The sequence below is a fragment of the Pseudomonas sp. MT92 genome (assembly GCF_058792515.1).
On the sequence record NZ_JBXAFA010000003.1, the window covers coordinates 389,332 to 407,796 of the forward strand.

Consider the following 18,465-nt stretch of genomic DNA (forward strand, 5'->3'; position numbering starts at 1 on the left):
GAGGGGGTTTTTTTGGGGGGGGGCCCCTCCCCCCCCCCCAAAGCAGCCCATCCAATCACTTCAACGCCGGATCGCCCATGTTCATTTTCTTCCAGCCCTGCAACAGCACCTGCGCCTTGGGTTCATGGCCGTTATTAAGGTAGTACTGGATCAACGCCAGGCGCGCATTGCGGTTGGCCGGCTGCACTTTCAGCAGTCGTTCCAGTTCTGCGCACGCCTCATCGATTTTGCCGCTGTCGTGCAGCGCCACGGCCAGCACATAGCCAAACTGCGCACTCTGCGGTTCGAGTTGCGCGGCTTTGCGCAGGAACGGCATGGCCTGGGCGGACTGGCCGGCGCGCACCAGTGACAAGCCCTGGGTGTGTTGCAACAGGGCGGCGTCCGGGTGCTCTTTCAGGCTCTGCGCCAAGAGCGCCTGCGCCTCCTGACGGCGGCCATTGGCCTCCAGCCATTGCACCAGCGTCACCAGGGCCGGGTAGAAGCCCGGATCACGCTTGAGCGCGGTTCGCAGTAAGCCCTCGACCTCGTCACTGCGTCCGCTGGCCTGATACAGCATGGCCAGGTTGAGGTTGGATTCGGCACGCTCGGCGAGGCTCTTCTGCACGTTTTCGTACTCGCTGATGGCCGCCTCCCAATTGGCCCGTGCACTGCCCAGACCCGTGTTAGCCACGCTGAGCAGGTCCCTGGCTGCGGCAATGCGCACGGCTTTCACCGGATCGCCGAGCAACGGCGACAGCAGCGCGGCGCGTTCCTCGGGCGGCAGGAACGCACTGATGGCGTGGACCGCGCTTTCACGCACTTGCGGAGCCGGATGGCTCAGGTCCCTGGTCGCCAGTTTCAACGCCTGTTCGCTCGGATACAGCGGCAGCTCAGCGAGCAGGGTCGCCCGTTGAATCGCCGGCAGGTTGCTGCGTTGCAGCTGCTCGTAGAGTGCCTGCGCCGCGCCCGGCTGGCCGTTGCGAATCAACCACAGGCTTTCGTCGTAGCGCGGGGCCTGGACGGGGCTGGCATTGGCGGTGTTCCACAATTTGAACTGCTCGGTGACCTTGTCGCCTGCCTTGCCCTGGTGACAGCTCAGGCAGGCGTCCGGTGTGCCGAGTCTTGCCGCACGCTCGGGGTTGGGAATGCTGAAACTGTGGTCATGGCGGAAGTCGTTGCCCATGTAGAACTTGCCGGGCATGTGGCAATCCACGCACTGCGATCCGGGCTGGCCCATGGCGTGACGGGTGTGTTCGATGGAGTCGTAGTTCTTCGCTTGCAGGCCCTTGCCATCGACGGTTTCCACGGTCGTCTTGCCGGCGGTGTTGTGGCATTGCAGACAGACGCCATTACCCGGCGCCTTGAGCTCGGCGCTGTGCGGGTTGTGGCAATTGCTGCAGCGCACACCCTTGTCGAACATCTTGCTCTGGGCAAAGGAGCCGTGTTCGAACACTTCGTCCTTGATCTTGCCGTCCAGGGCATACAGCTCTCGGGTCAGGGGGCTCGGCAGGTAGTCATCCATCAGGCGCTTGCCAACGGTGTAGCCGTCGTCCAAGGGTGCGCGGCGCGAGTGGCAGCGGGCGCAGGTTTCGATTTCGACGGTGGCGTTCTTGTCCTTGAGATCGACGGCGAAACCGGCGTGGATCAGGTCGGTCTTCTTCGCGGCCCATTCCAGGTGATTCGAGGCCGGGCCGTGGCAAGCCTGGCAGCCGACCCCGAGGCTGTTCCACTGACTGTCGAAGGTATTTTTCGCCGCATCGAAATTACGCTTGAAACCGGTGGTGTGGCACTCGATGCACATGAAGTTGGCGTTCTGGCTCGGTTTGCTCCAGTGCAGCGGGTCCTTGAAGGTCACACCCTGGCCCGGATACAGATGAAACCAGCGGTGCTTTTCGGTATCCCAGGCCACGCCCAGGGCTTGCAGTCGACCTTCGCCGACCTCGATCAAGTACTGCTGCAAGGGGGCAATGCCGAAGGTGTAGGCCACCTTGAAGTCGGCGTTCTTGCCATCGCTGCCGGGGGTGTTGACCCAAAAGCCGTCGTCCTTGCGCGAAAAGCGGGTGGTTTCGTTTTCCGCCTTGAAGGTGACGTTGTTGAAGTCGCCGAGCAGGGTGTCGGCGTTGGCTGGCTGCATCGCCAATTGGTGATGGGAGCCTTGCCAGTCCTTGACCTGTGCGCTGTGGCAGCCCTGGCATTGTTGCTCATCGACCATTTTGGCCGGCGCCAGGGCAACGGGTAGAGGTTGTGGTTTGGCCGGTTCAACCGCGGCTTTGCTGATCGGCGCATAGGTCACGGGTGCCGGATCGTTGCCGAACAGAAACCAGCCGATGCCCGCGACCGCCAGCAGCAAAACGCCAATGGTGACGGGAAACAGGTAGCGATTGATCAGGGGCGGTTGCGAATCAGGGGTGGCGGTTGCAGCTTTGTTTTTATGTTTCGGCATTGCGACTTCCCTGGTCCAGGTGCGTTTTCCAGCAGGCATGCGTGCTGCGAGAGGCAGCTTTGCCGGATGGTCGGCGTCTGTCAAATGACGATTGTGATCGGTGATGCGGCGTTGTGTTGCCCAGGTCGTGGGCAATGGAAAACTGCATAGGGTGCTGTTGGCAGGTGTTCATTCTTCGATGGGGCGGGCGCAGTCCCTATCCGATGATGCCTTATTGAACACCTCAGCCAGGTTGATCTATTGCGTTGGCTCTGTTGAGACAGCATCGAACGGATAGATCCGACGCCATTCGGCCGCCATGTCGACGACGGTCCAGCCACGTTTATTCGCTTCGTTCAGGGCCTTGTCCAGACGGCCGATCTGCGACTCGCGGTCATAGGCCCACTCGCGCTTGGCGTCGGTGTGATGCACCAGGCCCATGAAGCGTTTGCCAGGCCCGGCAGCGGTCCACTGCAGCATTTGCAGGTCGCCGTCGGAGTTGCCGAACGCCAGAATCGGCCGCTTGCCGATGACCGCGTCGATGCTTTCCGGTTTGCCCGGGCCGTCGTCGTTATGGGCCAGTTTTGGTGTGCGCAGGATCGACGCCTGCCCATCCTTGTACTGAAACACTGTTACGAAGGTGGTGCCGATCACCTGCTCGGGCGGGATGCCATAAACCTTCTGGGCGAAGGCGCGCATGAAACCGGTATCGCCACCAGAGACGATGTAGGTCTTGAAGTCTTCGCTGCGCAGGTAGTCGAGCATTTCCAGCATCGGCTGGAAGATCATCTCGGTGTAGGGCCTGCCGGTTTTCGGATGGCGAGCCTGGCTGAGCCAGGTCTTGGCGTAGTCGTCGAAGGCCTCGGTGGTCATGCCGGTGTGGGTCGCACCGAAGATCTTCATCATGCCGTCCAGCCCGGTTGCAGCCAGCGCCTTGTGATCGTTTTCCAGTACCGCCTTGAACGGCTGGGTGGTTTTCCAATCCGGGTGTTGTGGCGCGGTGCGCTTGACCTCTTCCAGGGCAAACAGCAGTTCGAAGTACATCGGCTGCTCGCTCCACAAGGTGCCGTCGTTATCGAACACGGCGATGCGGTCTTCGGGTTTGACGAAGTCCTTGCTGCCTTGATCGGTCACCGCCTGCACGAACTCGATGATGTTCTTTTTCGCTGGGCCGTCGTTCCAGGAGGGCAGTGGTTCGGCGGCCTGAGCCAGCAGTGGCAGGCTTAAAGCCAAGGCTAATAGCAGCTTCAACCCGTGAAAGTGGCGGTGGCTGATCGGGTTCGTCATGGGCGTTCCTTCGAGTGAACCGGATTGAGTGTTTGCAGTCCGGGAACGGCAGCTCATTTGCTGCATTCGGCCTGACTATGGAGCGTAGTCAAGGATTCCCTGCTTGGGGTGCGGAGCTTGATCGTTAGTCGCTCCAGGTGACCTGTATAGATAACGGGGTATTTGGCGGCCGTTTCGACGTGAGTGTGGGGGCTGAATCGACGAAACCCGCCGTCTGCGTGAAGGCAAAAGGTGGGTTTCAAGGATCTGTGGTGAGAGGGCCCCAACGCGGTAGACGCGATTTATCGAGAAAAAGGTTCGACAATTCCGGAGGCGCCCGCGCACCCGACAGGCAATCACCTCGTCACAAAGGGTCAGAGGTGATCAGCGGGGAACAAGATTATCCAGCACCCGGTTAACAGCCAGTTCTCCCAGCATGATCGACTGTTGAATACCCAGCAGCGTATTGCTCTGGGACCCCTTCAGATACCTCGCGAAGTCACTGGCAGTGCCGAGGGTTGGATTGGCGTCGTACCTGCGGTTGTACCCTGGCCGATACCGTCGGCCCACAGATGGAAACCCTTGGTGCCGCCGGCCAGCGAACACCTTGGATCGACGACATCGCCGATCTCACCGACCGACCCCTTGGTTTATCCCGGCAGCCCGACCATCCCCGTCCTACCGCCAATCGAGACGTTTCCGGCTGTTGATGAAGCGGAGATTGGTGCGAGTATTCCGGGGTTTCCGGGGGATATGGAATTGCCTTCGCCGGATGCCCTGTTTCGTGATCGACGGGACGATCCGGGAGTTGCGACCGGAGTGGGGAAAGCGGTTTCGGGGGTATGGTTGGGGGAGGCTGCGCGAGCGCAGGGAGCGCCTATACCTTCGCAGATTGCTGATCAGTTAAGAGGGCGTGAGTTTGCTAATTTTCATCGGTTCAGGGAGGCGTTTTGGAAGGCGGTGGCAGCGGACACGATTTTAAGTGCTCAATTCAGTGCTACCAATCTGAGATTTATGGGCAAGGGTACTGCGCCCTTCCCGAGCACGAATGATCAGTATGGTGGTCGAGTAAAATTCGAGCTTCATCATCAAGTGGAGATTGCGCAAGGAGGAGCGGTCTACGACATGGAAAATATTGTCGTAATGACACCGAGACGACATGTTCTAGAGCATAAAGGAGGAACACAACCATGAAAGAAAACTCACGTCTCGAAGACTACACGGAGTCTGAATTTTTGGAGTTTCTTAGAGAGCTTTTTGAAGGTGGAGGAGATTTGACTGCGGATGAATTTGATAAATACATGCTAAAACGCATCAAGCACTTTGAGCTGGTCACCGAACATCCAAACCGTTCAGATGTCATCTTCTACCCAAAGGAGGGCCAGGAAGACAGTCCCGAAGGCATCCTGAAAGAAGTCAAAGCATGGCGTGCCGCCAATAATAAACCTGGGTTCAAGCCAGAATAACTCACACCTCGACGAAGGCAACATCGAGATTGAGCGCGAGAGGTACATGCTCTTCACAAACAACAGGGGTGGTACTAATGGATGTGGTAAAAGTAATGGAGCTGATAGCAGGAGTTGGTCGAACGTATAAGTCGTTGCTGGCAAGCGGAATCATTCCTGCCAGATCTCTTTTTGAACTCTATCCTGGGTGCGATCGGCTGGATCTTGAGGTCGAAGATGGCGTAGAGCTGACGTTTTGGTATGAAACTAAAGTGTTGGATAGTTTATTTTTTACTTTGATTGAAACAATGCTTACTACGGTGAAATATAAAGGCGACCTTCCTGCTCCCTACAGAATGGCCATGACCCAGTCCGATGTGCATGCGCTCTTCGGTCAACCAATGGAATCAAGAGGTCCAATCAAAATGCCAGAACCTATGGGCCAAACAGGTGGATGGGAATCCTATCTGCTGGATCCTGTTGTTTTTCCAGGCAAGAAGGTCGTATTTCAATATACAGCGGCAATGGAAGTTAAAACCTTGGTCTTTACATTGGTCGATAAAGATCATGATTAAAACCTTGCTGTAGCGGCTGAGCTTTGTGAACAGTTGTTCAGGGGTGTAAATTGCGGGCTTGATGAATGTAGATTCGTCTAAATATAACGTTGTTTTCCGTTTTCGGATATTCGATCCTGCCGCTAATCGAGATGATTGCGGCTATTGATGAGGAGGAGAATGGTGCTGGTATTTCAGGTTTGTGGTTTTTTGAGTGCGCTTCATTATCGGAAAGAAAATAAGTGCGAATTAAAGTCGAAACTCGCCATTTCGTATAGGTAGCCCAGCGAAGCGGAGTTTTCGTAACGGAAAATTTGATTGTAATGATGTCAAGGCAGTACGTTGATTTTCATGGACAAGGAAGTTAATCATGATTTTCAAAGAGAAACTTGAAGACTACACAGAAGCTGAATTTTTGGAGTTTTTACGCGGCCTTTATGAGGAACGAGACGACTTGTCTGTAGAAGCGTTTGATAATTTCATCGCCGATGGGGTGCAGCATTTCGAATGGGTGACCGAACATCCAGATCGCTCTGATGTGATTTTTTATCCTAAGGAAGGATGTGTGAGTACACCTGAGGATGTCCTAAAGGGTTATTAAGGAATGGCGTGCCGCCAATAACAAGCCCGGTTTCAAGTCTGATAACAAACCAGGGCGGATGCGCGAGGGCCTTTGATCGTACCCACGATTTGCAGATCAAAGTGGAGGACGTAAAACGTTTGAACTTCACCACAATGTCGAAGTTTCGATGGGCGGTGATGTTTATGGGATTGATAATATTTCGGTTGTGACACCACAGCGTCATATGCAACTACACCGGGAAAGAAATCATCATGATCTTTAAACAGAGATTAGAAGACTACACCGAAGCGGAGTTTTTGGATTTCCTTCGAGGGTTCAGCATTTATCCGGACGGATTGCACGGTAAAGCGTTGGAGGCATATTTGGATCGCCTTCTCACACATTTTGAAAAAGTCACAGAGCACCCAGGCCGTTCAGACGTCATCTTCTACCCAAAAGAGGGCCAGGAAGACAGTCCCGAAAGCATCCTGAAAGAAGTCAAAGCATGGCGTGCCGCCAATAATAAACCCGGCTTCAAGTCTGAATAACTCACACCATCTACGATGGCAGTTGCTTGGAAGGCTGTTGCGGTGGATGCATTACTAAGTGCGCATTTAATATAGGTAACATCGAAAGAGTGCGAGATGGTTCAGCTCCATGCTCCACGAGGATTGATCAAATCGGAGGGCGGAAGACATTCGAGCTCCATCATCAAATTGAAATTTCAAAAGATGGCGCTGTTTATGATCTGGATAATTTATTGGTAATGACCCTGAAGCGTCATATTAAACTGCATAAAGGTAACCATAATGATCTTTTTTAAAGAAAAACTCGAGGATTACACTGAGGCGGAATTTCTGACTTTTTTGGGCGAGTTTTTTCATCAGACAAGCAGTTTAAAAGGGCGAGCGCTTGAGGAGTATCGAGACAGACTCTTAAGCCATTTTGAGTTAGTCCCTGAACATCCAGACCGCTCGGATGTGATCTTTTACCCAAGAGAAGGTCAGGAAGACAGCCCCGAAGGCATCCTGAAAGAAGTCAAAGCATGGCGTGCCGCCAATAATAAACCCGGCTTCAAGTCAGAATAACTCGGCGGTGGCTCAATTTTCATGGCAGAACACCACTGGTGCTCCACTCGCCACCCAGTGCGCTCCTGTGCTGCATTTCGGATTTTCCAGTCGTGCAGATGCCCAGATTTACGGCCTTAGCACGCCGTTGTCAGAACTGGTGCCTATCGAAGGTATGGATTGGCAAGCACTGGCACGGAGCAGGGCGGAGATAGAGATCCCATTCAGGATGAGTTCTGCCGTCATTACCGCCACACCTGGCACCTCGCTCCTGGGCATGCAGGGTGTCAGTTCCATGTCGCAGGTTTTCGTCACTGCGTCTTTGTCTGGACACTCAACTCCCAAAGTGCGGGTGAGGCCGGCCTATCCAGGCCAGGGAGTGAGTGCGTACAGTTTTACTGCTGATGGCGCAGCGCCGGTTACGATTTCCTGGGCCGGCGAGATTTCTCTTGAAAACAACAAACCTGGGAACTGGCAACAATCACGTTCGTTGCTGTTTGTTGAATCTCCTCCCGTCCCGGTTCTGACGCCCTTGGGCAATAACGAAGGTGTCCATTTTGACGACTACATTGTGGTTTTCCCTACCGCGTCAGAGCTGGATCCTCTTTATGTCATGTTTAGAAACCGACATGAGTATCCCGTCTAGCAGGTGATCGCCGAGCATTCGATCACGTCCATTGAGACTGGAAATACTCGGGACGTGATCGCACGAATCGTCGTTACCTGCTCAGGCACAAATATTCAGCACTTCTTATGCCCAAACGCCCGCTCTTCCTGCTCGCGCAGTTCCGGCGTGAACTCTTCGCCGAAATCCTCCATTTCGAACACCTGGCGGATTTCGATCTCGGCTTCAGTGCCGGGCATCGGATTTGGGCAGCGCTTGACCCACTCGATGGCCTCTTCTTTGGATTTCACCTGCCACAGCCAGTAGCCGGCGATCAGTTCCTTGGTTTCGGCGAAGGGGCCGTCGATCACCGTGCGCTTGTCGCCCGAGAAGTGCACGCGGGCGCCTTTGCTGCTGGGGTGCAGGCCTTCGCCCGCGACGAGAATGCCGGCCTTGGCCAGTTCTTCGTTGTAATTGCCCATGGCGGTCAGCAATTCGTTGCTGGGCATGACGCCGGCTTCGGAGTCCTGACTGGCTTTGATGATGATCATGAATCGCATGGTTTCGATCTCCGCTGGTTTTGAGTGAGTCAATTTATAGTCGTACGGCGGAGGGCCAAATCGACACTGTTGCAAAATAAATCGCCTACGAAGTCGATGCTCGTATTTCTTAATGAGTCCGGGGGCGGCTGGGGAGGGCGATTGCCTATTGGGGCGGGCAAGCCGGGCTCCCACAGGGTTTTGTGGTGATTGTGCAAGCGCCGGATTTCAGATTGCTCGACGACTGTTCACAAATTGTATCCAGAGTAGGTCGTCCGACAATTTCGTGGTTAACTTCGACCTCTTCAAATTTCTCTACCACAACGTTCAGAAGGACTCCGTTCATGGCTCAAGTCACTCTTAAAGGCAACCCGGTTCAAGTCAACGGCCAACTGCCTCAAGCCGGTTCCAAGGCGCCAGCCTTTTCCCTGGTTGCCGGCAATCTGTCCGACGTCTCCCTGAAGGACTTCGCCGGCAAGCGCAAAGTGCTGAACATCTTCCCAAGCGTCGACACTCCGACCTGCGCCACGTCCGTGCGCAAGTTCAACGCCCAGGCCAATGACGTCGCCAACACCGTGGTGCTGTGCATCTCCGCTGACCTGCCGTTCGCCCAGGCCCGTTTCTGCGGCGCCGAAGGCCTGGAAAACGTACAGAACCTGTCGACCCTGCGCGGTGCCGAGTTTATTCAGAATTATGGCGTTGCCATCGCTGACGGCCCGCTCAAAGGCCTGACTGCCCGCGCCGTGGTGGTGCTGGACGAGAACGACAACGTCCTGCACAGCGAGCTGGTCAAGGAAATCGCTGAAGAACCGAACTACGAAGCGGCACTTGCTGTACTGAAATAAGCCTGCGTTTACATTTGTTAACGGCCTGGCCCTCCCCAGGCCGTTTTCATTTGTGTTTCAGTGTCTTGGATAAATCTCCTGATACGTAAGCCGAAAGTAAATTGCCGGTAAAGGCGCTTTGCTTAAAACCCGCCAGTGCTTATCGTTCAGCCTCATGTAAAAGAAGCCCACGCGCCTAATGGTTGATCACTCAATGCAATCCTCCGCCCCCCGTAGTCCTCGTCGCTGGCTGTTTGGCCTGCTTGTCCTGTTGGTCATCGCTGGTCTGTGCTGGAAATTCTGGCCCGGCAGCGCTGTGCCGAAAGACGCTGCGGGTCAAAAAGCCGTTGCCGGACACACGGGCAAGTCAGGCGCGATGCGTCCAGGGTTCGGCGGTGCGACCGGGCCGGTTCCGGTGCGAGTGGCTCCCGCGGTCAAGGGCGACTTCCCGCTGTACTACAAGGCGCTGGGCACTGTCACGGCGCTCAATACCATCAACGTGCGCAGCCGCGTTGGCGGTGAGCTTGTCAAGATCTATTTCGAAGAAGGGCAGATGGTCAAAGCTGGCGATCTGCTGGCCGAGATCGACCCGCGCCCCTACCAGAACGCCTTGCTCCAGGCCGAAGGCACCTTGCTGCAGAACCAGGCTCAATTGAAAAACGCCCAGGTGGACGTCGAGCGTTATCGTGGCCTGTACCGTGAAGACAGCATCGCCAAGCAAACCCTGGACACCGCCGAAGCGCTGGTGGGACAGTTCCAGGGCACGGTCAAGACCAATCAGGCGGCGGTCAACGACGCCAAGCTCAATCTGGAATTCACCCGGATCCGCGCACCGATCGCCGGGCGCGTCGGTCTGCGGCAACTGGACGTCGGCAACCTTGTCGCAGCCAACGACACCACGGCGCTGGCGATCATCACTCAGACTCAACCGATCAGCGTGGCCTTCACCTTGCCGGAAAACAGCCTTGAGGTCGTACTGGCCCGCTATCGCAGCGGCGCCAAGCTGCCGGCCGAGGCCTGGGATCGCGGTGACACCAAACTGCAGGCCACCGGCGTGTTGCAGAGCCTGGACAACCAGATCGACGTCACCACCGGCACCCTGAAATTCAAGGCCCGCTACGATAACCGCGACCAGTCGCTGTTCCCCAACCAGTTCGTCAATGTGCGGCTGTTGGCCGACACCCTCAAAGACGTGGTACTCGCGCCTTCCGCGGCGATCCAGTTCGGCACCAATGGCACGTTCGTCTATGCCCTGGACGGCGACAAGAAGGTCAAGATTCGCCAATTGAAAATCGGTGCCAGTGACGGTGTAAATACCGTGGTCACTGAAGGTCTTTCCGCAGGTGATCGCGTGGTGCTGGAGGGCACCGATCGCCTGAAAGACGGCAGCGACGTGGAAGTGGTCAACACCCCCGAGGACGTACCGACCAGCCCGGCCGGCCACCTGCAAGGCAAATCGGCGGCCAGCGCGACTGAGCAGACCACCGACAAGGCGAAAAAGGGCGGCGCATGAATCTCTCGCGGCTGTTCATCCTTCGCCCGGTAGCGACCACCCTGAGCATGCTGGCCATTATTCTGGCCGGCGTGATCGCTTATCGACTGTTGCCGGTCTCGGCATTGCCCCAGGTCGATTACCCGACCATCCGCGTCATGACCCTTTATCCCGGCGCCAGCCCGGACGTCATGACCAGCGCCGTGACCGCACCACTTGAACGGCAGTTCGGACAGATGCCCGGCCTGACGCAAATGGCGTCCACCAGCTCCGGCGGCGCCTCGGTGCTGACCCTGCGTTTCAGCCTCGACATCAACATGGACGTCGCCGAGCAGCAGGTGCAAGCCGCGATCAACGCCGCGACCAACCTGCTGCCCAAGGATCTGCCGGCACCGCCGGTGTATAACAAGGTCAACCCGGCCGATACCCCGGTACTGACCCTGGCCATCACGTCCAAGACCATGCTGTTGCCCAAGCTCAATGACCTGGTCGACACGCGCATGGCACAGAAAATCGCCCAGATCAGCGGCGTCGGCATGGTCAGCATCGCCGGCGGCCAGCGCCAGGCGGTGCGGATCAAGGTCAACCCCGAGGCCCTGGCGGCCAACGGCCTGAACCTGTCGGACGTGCGCACGCTGATCGGCGCCTCCAACGTCAACCAGCCCAAGGGCAACTTCGATGGCCCGACCCGGGTTTCGATGCTCGATGCAAACGATCAACTGACGTCGCCCAAGGACTACGCCAACCTGATCCTGGCTTACGCCAACGGCGCGCCATTGCGTCTCAAGGACGTGGCCGAGATCGTCGACGGTGCCGAGAACGAACGCCTGGCGGCGTGGGCCAACGAAAACCAGGCGGTGCTGCTGAATATCCAGCGCCAGCCCGGGGCCAACGTCATCGAGGTGGTTGACCGGATCAAGGCCTTGTTGCCGAGCATCACCGACAACCTGCCGGCCGGCCTCGACGTGACGGTGCTGACAGACCGTACCCAGACCATCCGTGCCTCGGTCAAGGACGTGCAGCACGAGTTGCTGATCGCCATCGCGCTGGTGGTGATGGTGACGTTCCTGTTCCTGCGTCGGGCAAGCGCCACGATCATTCCGTCGGTGGCCGTGCCGCTGTCGCTGATCGGTACCTTTGGCGTGATGTACCTCGCAGGCTTCTCGGTCAACAACCTGACCCTGATGGCCCTGACTATCGCCACCGGTTTCGTGGTGGACGATGCGATCGTCATGCTGGAGAACATTTCCCGATTTATCGAAGAGGGCGACAGTCCGTTGAATGCGGCGCTCAAGGGCGCCAGGCAGATCGGTTTCACCCTGATTTCCCTGACGTTGTCGCTGATCGCGGTGTTGATTCCGCTGCTGTTCATGGCGGACGTGGTGGGGCGGCTATTCCGCGAGTTCGCCATCACCCTGTCGGTGGCGATCCTGATTTCCCTGGTGGTGTCCCTGACCCTGACGCCGATGATGTGCGCGCGGTTGCTCAAGCGGGAACCCAGGGAAGAAGAACAAGGCCGTTTCTATCGCGCCAGTGGCGCGTTCATCGACTGGATGATCGCGGCCTACGGGCGCAAGTTGCAGTGGGTGCTCAAGCACCAGCCACTGACCCTGCTGGTGGCCATCGCCACCCTGGCGCTGACGGTATTGCTGTACATGGTCGTGCCCAAGGGTTTCTTCCCGGTACAGGACACCGGGGTGATCCAGGGGATTTCCGAGGCGCCGCAGTCGATTTCCTTTGCCGCGATGAGCGAACGTCAACAGGAACTGGCCAAGGTGATCCTGGCCGATCCGGCGGTTGAAAGCCTGTCATCGTATATCGGCGTTGATGGCGACAACTCGACGCTCAACAGCGGTCGGTTGCTGATCAATCTCAAGTCCCACAGCGAGCGCGACCTGAGCGCAATGGCAGTGATTGCCCGACTGCAACCGGAGCTGGACAAACTGGTCGGCATTCGCCTGTTCATGCAGCCGGTGCAGGATTTGACCATCGAGGATCGTGTCAGCCGGACGCAATATCAATTCAGCATGTCGTCGCCGGACTCCGAACTGCTCAGCCTGTGGAGCGGGCGGCTGGTCGAGGCCTTGGCGCAACGGCCGGAGCTGACAGACGTCGCCAGTGATCTGCAGGACAAGGGCTTGCAGATCTATCTGGTGATCGACCGGGATGCGGCATCGCGGGTCGGGGTCTCGGTGTCGAACATCACCGATGCACTGTACGACGCCTTCGGCCAGCGGCAGATTTCCACCATCTATACCCAGGCCAGCCAATACCGTGTGGTGCTGCAATCGCAGTCCGGGGAGAAGATCGGCCCGCAGGCGCTGGAGCAGATCCACGTCAAGACCACCGATGGCGGTCAGGTGCGATTGTCCAGCCTGGCGCACATCGAAGAGCGCCAGGCGCAACTGGCGATCACCCATATCGGCCAGTTCCCGGCGGTGATGATGTCGTTCAACCTCGCGCCCGGCGTGGCGCTGGGGCATGCAGTGCAGATCATCGAACAGGTGCAGAAGGACATCGGCATGCCGATTGGCGTGCAGACCCAGTTCCAGGGCGCGGCCCAGGCTTTCCAGGCGTCGCTGTCCAGTACCTTGCTGCTGATTCTGGCGGCGGTGGTGACCATGTACATCGTGTTGGGCGTGCTGTACGAAAGCTACATTCACCCCATTACCATTCTCTCGACCTTGCCCTCGGCGGCAGTCGGCGCGTTACTCGCGTTGATCCTCAGCGGCAATGACCTGGGCATGATCGCGATCATCGGCATCATCCTGCTGATCGGCATCGTGAAGAAGAACGCGATCATGATGATCGACTTCGCCCTGGACGCCGAGCGTAATCAGGGCATGGACCCGGAAACGGCCATCTACCAGGCGGCCTTGCTGCGCTTCCGGCCTATCCTGATGACCACCCTGGCGGCCCTGTTTGGTGCGGTGCCCCTGATGTTGGCCACCGGATCGGGGGCGGAATTGCGCCAGCCGCTGGGCCTGGTGATGGTGGGCGGTTTGCTGGTCAGCCAAGTGCTGACGTTGTTTACCACGCCGGTGATCTACCTGTATTTCGATCGCCTCGGTCGGCGCTGGGGCCGCACGCCTGAATCCGTGGAAGCGGTAGAGCAGCCATGAACCTTTCCGGTCCTTTCATCAAGCGTCCGGTCGCGACCATGTTGCTGAGCCTGGCGATCATGCTGCTGGGCGGTGTCAGCTTCGGCTTGTTGCCGGTGTCTCCGCTGCCGCAAATGGACTTTCCGGTGATCGTGGTGCAGGCCAGCCTGCCTGGTGCAAGCCCGGAGGTCATGGCGTCCACCGTGGCCACGCCGCTGGAGCGTTCCTTCGGCGCCATCGCCGGGGTCAACACCATGAGCAGTCGCTCCAGCCAGGGCTCGACCCGGGTGATCCTGCAATTTGACCTCGACCGCGACATCAACGGCGCCGCGCGGGAAGTGCAGGCGGCGATCAATGCCTCGCGTAACCTGTTGCCCAGCGGTATGCGCAGCATGCCGACCTACAAGAAGGTCAACCCGTCCCAGGCGCCGATCATGGTGCTGTCGCTGACCTCGGATGTGCTGGAAAAAGGCCAGCTCTATGACTTGGCATCGACCATCCTGTCCCAGAGCCTGTCCCAGGTGCAGGGGGTCGGCGAGGTCCAGATCGGCGGCAGTTCGCTGCCGGCGGTGCGCATCGAACTCGAACCTCAGGCGCTCAATCAGTACGGCGTGGCGCTGGACGATGTGCGCAACACCATCGCCAATGCCAACGTGCGCCGGCCCAAGGGCTCGGTGGAGGACAGCCAGCGCTTGTGGCAGGTCCAGGCCAACGATCAACTGGAGAAAGCCAAAGACTACGAATCGCTGATCATTCACTACGCCGACGGAGCAGCCTTGCGCCTGAAGGATGTGGCCAAGGTCAGCGACGGCGTCGAAGACCGCTACAACAGCGGGTTCTTCAACAACGATTCGGCGGTATTGCTGGTCATCAACCGGCAGGCCGGCGCCAACATCATCGAGACGGTCAACGAGATCAAGGCCCAGTTGCCGGCGTTGCAGGCGGTGCTGCCGGCCAGCGTCAAACTGAACCTGGCCATGGACCGCTCGCCGGTGATCAAGGCCACATTGCACGAAGCGGAAATGACCCTGTTGATCGCCGTGGCCCTGGTGATTCTGGTGGTGTTCCTGTTTCTCGGTAACTTCCGTGCGTCGCTGATTCCGACCCTGGCGGTACCGGTGTCGCTGGTCGGCACCTTTGCGGTGATGTACCTCTATGGCTTCTCGCTGAACAACCTGTCGCTGATGGCGCTGATTCTGGCCACCGGGCTGGTGGTGGACGATGCCATTGTGGTGCTGGAGAACATTTCCCGGCACATTGATGAAGGTGTGCCGCCGATGAAGGCCGCGTACCTCGGTGCCCAGGAAGTCGGTTTCACCCTGCTGTCGATGAACGTGTCGCTGGTGGCGGTGTTCCTGTCGATCCTGTTCATGGGCGGGATCATCGAAAGCCTGTTTCGCGAGTTCTCGATCACCCTGGCGGCGTCGATCGTGGTGTCCTTGGTGGTCTCGCTGACGCTCACGCCGATGCTTTGCGCCCGTTGGCTCAAGCCCCATGTGCCGGGCCAGGAAAACCGGCTGCAGCGCCGGAGCCGGCAGGCCAACGAATGGCTGGTCGGAAAATACGCGACGAGCCTCGACTGGGTCCTGCGTCATCGTCGGTTGACCTTGTTGAGTCTGTTGGTGACCGTTGGCGTCAACGTTGCGCTGTACGTGGTCGTGCCGAAAACCTTCATGCCGCAACAGGACACCGGCCAGTTGATCGGTTTTGTGCGTGGCGATGACGGCCTGTCGTTCAGCGTGATGCAGCCGAAAATGGAGACCTTCCGCCGCGCCGTGCTCAAGGACGAAGCGGTGGAAAGCGTTGCCGGTTTCATCGGTGGCACCAACGGCACCAATAACGCCTTCATGCTGGTGCGTCTGAAACCGATCAAGGAGCGCAATATTTCGGCGCAGAAAGTCATCGAACGTCTGCGCAAGGAAATGCCCAAGGTTGCCGGGGCGCAACTGATGTTGATGGCCGACCAGGACCTGCAATTCGGCGGTGGTCGCGAGCAGACCACCTCGCAGTATTCCTACATTTTGCAAAGCGCTGATCTTGGCGAGTTGCGCCAGTGGTACCCGAAAGTCGTCACGGCGCTGAGGGCCTTGCCGGAGCTGACCGCGATTGACGCCCGTGAAGGCCGTGGCGCCCAGCAAGTGACCTTGATTGTCGACCGCGACCAGGCCAAGCGCCTGGGGGTCGACATGAACATGGTCACGGCGGTGCTGAATAACGCCTACAGTCAGCGGCAGATTTCCACCATCTATGACAGCCTCAACCAGTACCAGGTGGTGATGGAGGTCAATCCGAAATACGCCCAGGACCCGATCACCCTCAAGCAGGTTCAGGTGATTACCGCTGCCGGTGCGCGGATTCCGTTGTCGACCATCGCTCACTACGAAAACAGCCTGGAAGATGACCGGGTCAGCCACGAAGGCCAGTTCGCTTCCGAAAGCATCTCCTTTGACATGGCCGAGGGGGTCACGGTGGAGCAGGGCACGGCGGCCATCGAGCGGGCGATTGCCAGGCTGGGGATGCCGGAGGACGTGATCGTGAAAATGGCCGGCACCGCCGATGCCTTTGCCGCTACCCAGAAGAGCCAGCCGTTCATGATCCTTGGCGCACTGGTGGCGGTTTACCTGGTATTGGGTGTGCTGTATGAAAGCTACATCCATCCGCTGACCATTCTGTCGACCTTGCCCTCGGCCGGGGTCGGCGCGTTGCTGTCGATCTATGCCCTGGGCGGGGAGTTCAGCCTGATCTCGTTGCTGGGCCTGTTCCTGCTGATCGGCGTGGTCAAGAAAAACGCCATCCTGATGATCGACCTGGCCCTGCAGCTCGAACGCCAGCAAGGCATGGCGCCGCTGGAGTCGATCCGCAACGCCTGTCTGCAACGTTTACGGCCGATTCTGATGACTACACTGGCGGCGATCCTCGGAGCCTTGCCATTGTTGCTCAGTCGTGCCGAAGGGGCCGAAATGCGCCAGCCACTGGGCCTGACCATTATCGGCGGGCTGATCTTCAGTCAGGTGCTGACCCTTTACACCACCCCGGTGGTTTACCTCTATCTCGATAAGCTGCGCCATCGCTTCAACCATTGGCGTGGGGTGCGTACCGATGCTGCTCTGGAAACTCCGCTATGACTGACCGTTCGCTTTACAACCTGACTGCACCGATGATCGCGGCTCGAGGCTCGCGTTTGTTGAGCCTGTCGCTGTGCGTGGCGATGCTCAGTGCCTGCGCCGTCGGCCCCGATTACCAGCGCCCGCAAACCGCCTCGCCGGCGCAGTACAAGGAAGCCGCCGGCTGGCGTCAGGCCAATCCCAGCGATTCCCTGGCGCGCGGCGCGTGGTGGGAGTTGTACGGTGATCAGCAACTCAATGGGCTGGTCGAGAAACTCAATGCGTCCAACCAGACCGTGGCCCAGTCCGAAGCCCAGTATCGCCAGGCCCAGGCCCTGGTGCGCAGCGCACGAGGCGCTTTTTTCCCGACGGTGGACCTGACCGTCGGCAAGAACCGTTCAAGCCAGGGCACCGGCAGCAGCAATTCCAGCCTGACCAGTTCTTCCAGCGGCATTCGCGACACCTACACCGCCCAGGCGGGCGTGAGTTGGGAAGCGGATGTCTGGGGCAAACTGCGCCGTGGCCTGGAAGCCGACACCGCCAACGCCGAGGCCAGTTTTGCCGATCTGGCGGCGATGCGCCTGAGCCAGCAGTCGGAACTGGTGCAGAACTACCTGCAATTGCGCGTGATCGATGAGCAGAAACGTCTGCTGGAAGCGACCGTCGAGGCCTATCAGCGTTCGCTGAAAATGACCGAGAACCAGTACCGCGCCGGGGTTTCCGGCAAGGACGCGGTGGCTCAGGCGCAGACGCAACTCAAGGGTACCGAGGCAGACATGGTCGATCTGATCTGGCAGCGTGCCCAGTTCGAAAACGCCATTGCGGTACTCGTCGGTCTGCCGCCCGCCGAGTTCAGTCTGGTGGAAATCAACAGCATCCCGGCATTGCCGCAAGTGCCACTGAGCCTGCCTTCGCAATTGCTTGAACGACGCCCGGACATTGCCTCCGCCGAGCGTTCGGTCATGGCTGCCAACGCCAACATCGGTGTGGCCAAGGCGGCCTATTACCCGGACCTGACGCTGAGCCTGAATGGCGGTTACAGCAGCAGCACGTACTCCAATTGGATCAGCCTGCCTAACCGTTTCTGGTCGGTCGGCCCGCAACTGGCCATGACCTTGTTCGACGGTGGCCAGCGTTCGGCGGAAGTGGACCGCAGCGAAGCGGCCTACGATGAAACCGTGGCCAAGTACCGCCAGACGGTGCTCGACGGTTTCCGTGAAGTGGAAAATTACCTGGTTCAACTCAAGGTGCTGCAAGACGAAGCGGTCGTGCGTCATCAGGCACTGGATGCTGCCCGTGAGTCTTTGCGTTTGACCCAGAACCAATACAAGGCCGGGTTGATCGCGTACATCGATGTGGTGGTGACCCAGGCGGCGGCCCTGAACAATGAGCGCAGCAACCTGAGCCTGCTGCAAAGTCGCTTGATTGCCAGCGTGCAGTTGATTGCGGCGTTGGGGGGCGGCTGGGATGGCCAGCTTCAAGTGAGCGAAAACCGGTAAGGCAATG

15 protein-coding genes and 3 pseudogenes are annotated in these 18,465 nt (G+C 58.4%); 14 read left to right on the plus strand and 4 right to left on the minus strand.

Annotated features, from left to right (window positions below; translation table 11 throughout):
• Positions 1 to 55 precede the first annotated feature (55 nt).
• From AC1Q6D_RS07625 to AC1Q6D_RS07635, 3 genes and pseudogenes are all read right to left on the minus strand, one after another.
• Positions 56 to 2,422, minus strand: coding sequence for a tetratricopeptide repeat protein (locus tag AC1Q6D_RS07625; RefSeq protein ID WP_103406652.1), 2,367 nt, complete (start codon positions 2,420 to 2,422; stop codon positions 56 to 58).
• 237 nt (positions 2,423 to 2,659) lie between these two features.
• Positions 2,660 to 3,688 carry an HAD family hydrolase gene (locus AC1Q6D_RS07630; protein ID WP_103406651.1) on the minus strand — a complete coding sequence of 343 codons (1,029 nt, stop codon included), beginning with the start codon at positions 3,686 to 3,688 and terminating at the stop codon, positions 2,660 to 2,662.
• A gap of 363 nt (positions 3,689 to 4,051) precedes the next feature.
• Positions 4,052 to 4,174, minus strand: a pseudogene (locus AC1Q6D_RS07635) (DUF6124 family protein); the annotation flags it as partial.
• Positions 4,175 to 4,252: 78 nt separating this feature from the next.
• On the opposite strand from AC1Q6D_RS07635, the gene AC1Q6D_RS07640 reads away from it, so the two are divergent.
• The 9 genes and pseudogenes from AC1Q6D_RS07640 (at position 4,253) to AC1Q6D_RS07680 (ending at position 7,941) form a co-directional block, all read left to right on the plus strand.
• Positions 4,253 to 4,861, plus strand: coding sequence for a pyocin-S2/colicin E7-DNase domain-containing protein (locus tag AC1Q6D_RS07640; protein ID WP_256590399.1), 609 nt, complete (start codon positions 4,253 to 4,255; stop codon positions 4,859 to 4,861).
• On the plus strand, positions 4,858 to 5,133 hold the full coding sequence (locus AC1Q6D_RS07645) for a bacteriocin immunity protein (protein ID WP_103406650.1): 276 nt from the start codon (positions 4,858 to 4,860) through the stop codon (positions 5,131 to 5,133). Before AC1Q6D_RS07640 ends, AC1Q6D_RS07645 begins: the two co-directional genes overlap by 4 nt.
• 77 nt (positions 5,134 to 5,210) lie before the next feature.
• Entirely contained in the window at positions 5,211 to 5,687 is a 477-nt protein-coding gene (locus tag AC1Q6D_RS07650; protein WP_103406649.1) for a DUF6392 family protein, read from the plus strand.
• A 349-nt stretch (positions 5,688 to 6,036) separates the two neighbouring features.
• Positions 6,037 to 6,343 (plus strand): annotated as a pseudogene (locus AC1Q6D_RS07655) (bacteriocin immunity protein).
• Positions 6,344 to 6,358: 15 nt separating this feature from the next.
• Positions 6,359 to 6,511 (plus strand): annotated as a pseudogene (locus AC1Q6D_RS07660) (pyocin-S2/colicin E7-DNase domain-containing protein); the annotation flags it as partial.
• Entirely contained in the window at positions 6,501 to 6,776 is a 276-nt protein-coding gene (locus AC1Q6D_RS07665; protein ID WP_103406648.1) for a bacteriocin immunity protein, read from the plus strand. The pseudogene AC1Q6D_RS07660 and the gene AC1Q6D_RS07665, both read left to right, overlap by 11 nt.
• 89 nt (positions 6,777 to 6,865) lie before the next feature.
• Positions 6,866 to 7,051, plus strand: coding sequence for a pyocin-S2/colicin E7-DNase domain-containing protein (locus AC1Q6D_RS07670; protein WP_371919941.1), 186 nt, complete (start codon positions 6,866 to 6,868; stop codon positions 7,049 to 7,051).
• Positions 7,038 to 7,316, plus strand: coding sequence for a bacteriocin immunity protein (locus AC1Q6D_RS07675; protein ID WP_103406647.1), 279 nt, complete (start codon positions 7,038 to 7,040; stop codon positions 7,314 to 7,316). The genes AC1Q6D_RS07670 and AC1Q6D_RS07675 overlap by 14 nt, the downstream gene beginning before the upstream one ends.
• 7 nt (positions 7,317 to 7,323) lie before the next feature.
• A complete protein-coding gene (locus AC1Q6D_RS07680; protein WP_146041539.1) occupies positions 7,324 to 7,941 on the plus strand; it encodes an S-type pyocin domain-containing protein in 618 nt (205 codons plus the stop codon).
• Between the two features lie 95 nt (positions 7,942 to 8,036).
• Here AC1Q6D_RS07680 and AC1Q6D_RS07685 read toward each other — a convergent pair whose 3' ends face one another.
• Entirely contained in the window at positions 8,037 to 8,459 is a 423-nt protein-coding gene (locus AC1Q6D_RS07685) for a YciI family protein (RefSeq protein ID WP_103406645.1), read from the minus strand.
• A 323-nt stretch (positions 8,460 to 8,782) separates the two neighbouring features.
• Between AC1Q6D_RS07685 and tpx the strand changes: the two genes are divergently transcribed.
• The 5 genes from tpx to AC1Q6D_RS07710 all read left to right on the plus strand — a co-directional run bounded on the left by tpx (position 8,783) and on the right by AC1Q6D_RS07710 (position 18,458).
• A complete protein-coding gene (gene tpx / locus AC1Q6D_RS07690; RefSeq protein ID WP_090469360.1) occupies positions 8,783 to 9,283 on the plus strand; it encodes a thiol peroxidase in 501 nt (166 codons plus the stop codon).
• Between the two features lie 178 nt (positions 9,284 to 9,461).
• Positions 9,462 to 10,775, plus strand: a complete 1,314-nt coding sequence (locus AC1Q6D_RS07695; protein WP_103406105.1) for an MdtA/MuxA family multidrug efflux RND transporter periplasmic adaptor subunit — start codon at positions 9,462 to 9,464, stop codon at positions 10,773 to 10,775.
• Positions 10,772 to 13,876, plus strand: coding sequence for an MdtB/MuxB family multidrug efflux RND transporter permease subunit (locus tag AC1Q6D_RS07700; RefSeq protein ID WP_103406104.1), 3,105 nt, complete (start codon positions 10,772 to 10,774; stop codon positions 13,874 to 13,876). The genes AC1Q6D_RS07695 and AC1Q6D_RS07700 overlap by 4 nt, the downstream gene beginning before the upstream one ends.
• Entirely contained in the window at positions 13,873 to 16,980 is a 3,108-nt protein-coding gene (locus AC1Q6D_RS07705) for an efflux RND transporter permease subunit (protein WP_103406103.1), read from the plus strand. The genes AC1Q6D_RS07700 and AC1Q6D_RS07705 overlap by 4 nt, the downstream gene beginning before the upstream one ends.
• On the plus strand, positions 16,977 to 18,458 hold the full coding sequence (locus tag AC1Q6D_RS07710) for an efflux transporter outer membrane subunit (RefSeq protein ID WP_103406102.1): 1,482 nt from the start codon (positions 16,977 to 16,979) through the stop codon (positions 18,456 to 18,458). The genes AC1Q6D_RS07705 and AC1Q6D_RS07710 overlap by 4 nt, the downstream gene beginning before the upstream one ends.
• Positions 18,459 to 18,465 lie beyond the last annotated feature (7 nt).

Excerpts from the sequence above, each read along its gene's own strand:
- AC1Q6D_RS07625 (WP_103406652.1), bottom strand. The coding sequence starts at position 2,422 with ATGCCGAAACATAAAAACAAAGCTGCAACCGCCACCCCTGATTCGCAA.
- AC1Q6D_RS07630 (WP_103406651.1), bottom strand. The coding sequence starts at position 3,688 with ATGACGAACCCGATCAGCCACCGCCACTTTCACGGGTTGAAGCTGCTA.
- AC1Q6D_RS07645 (WP_103406650.1), top strand. The coding sequence starts at position 4,858 with ATGAAAGAAAACTCACGTCTCGAAGACTACACGGAGTCTGAATTTTTG.
- AC1Q6D_RS07650 (WP_103406649.1), top strand. The coding sequence starts at position 5,211 with ATGGATGTGGTAAAAGTAATGGAGCTGATAGCAGGAGTTGGTCGAACG.
- AC1Q6D_RS07665 (WP_103406648.1), top strand. The coding sequence starts at position 6,501 with ATGATCTTTAAACAGAGATTAGAAGACTACACCGAAGCGGAGTTTTTG.
- AC1Q6D_RS07675 (WP_103406647.1), top strand. The coding sequence starts at position 7,038 with ATGATCTTTTTTAAAGAAAAACTCGAGGATTACACTGAGGCGGAATTT.
- AC1Q6D_RS07685 (WP_103406645.1), bottom strand. The coding sequence starts at position 8,459 with ATGCGATTCATGATCATCATCAAAGCCAGTCAGGACTCCGAAGCCGGC.
- tpx (WP_090469360.1), top strand. The coding sequence starts at position 8,783 with ATGGCTCAAGTCACTCTTAAAGGCAACCCGGTTCAAGTCAACGGCCAA.
- AC1Q6D_RS07695 (WP_103406105.1), top strand. The coding sequence starts at position 9,462 with ATGGTTGATCACTCAATGCAATCCTCCGCCCCCCGTAGTCCTCGTCGC.
- AC1Q6D_RS07700 (WP_103406104.1), top strand. The coding sequence starts at position 10,772 with ATGAATCTCTCGCGGCTGTTCATCCTTCGCCCGGTAGCGACCACCCTG.
- AC1Q6D_RS07705 (WP_103406103.1), top strand. The coding sequence starts at position 13,873 with ATGAACCTTTCCGGTCCTTTCATCAAGCGTCCGGTCGCGACCATGTTG.
- AC1Q6D_RS07710 (WP_103406102.1), top strand. The coding sequence starts at position 16,977 with ATGACTGACCGTTCGCTTTACAACCTGACTGCACCGATGATCGCGGCT.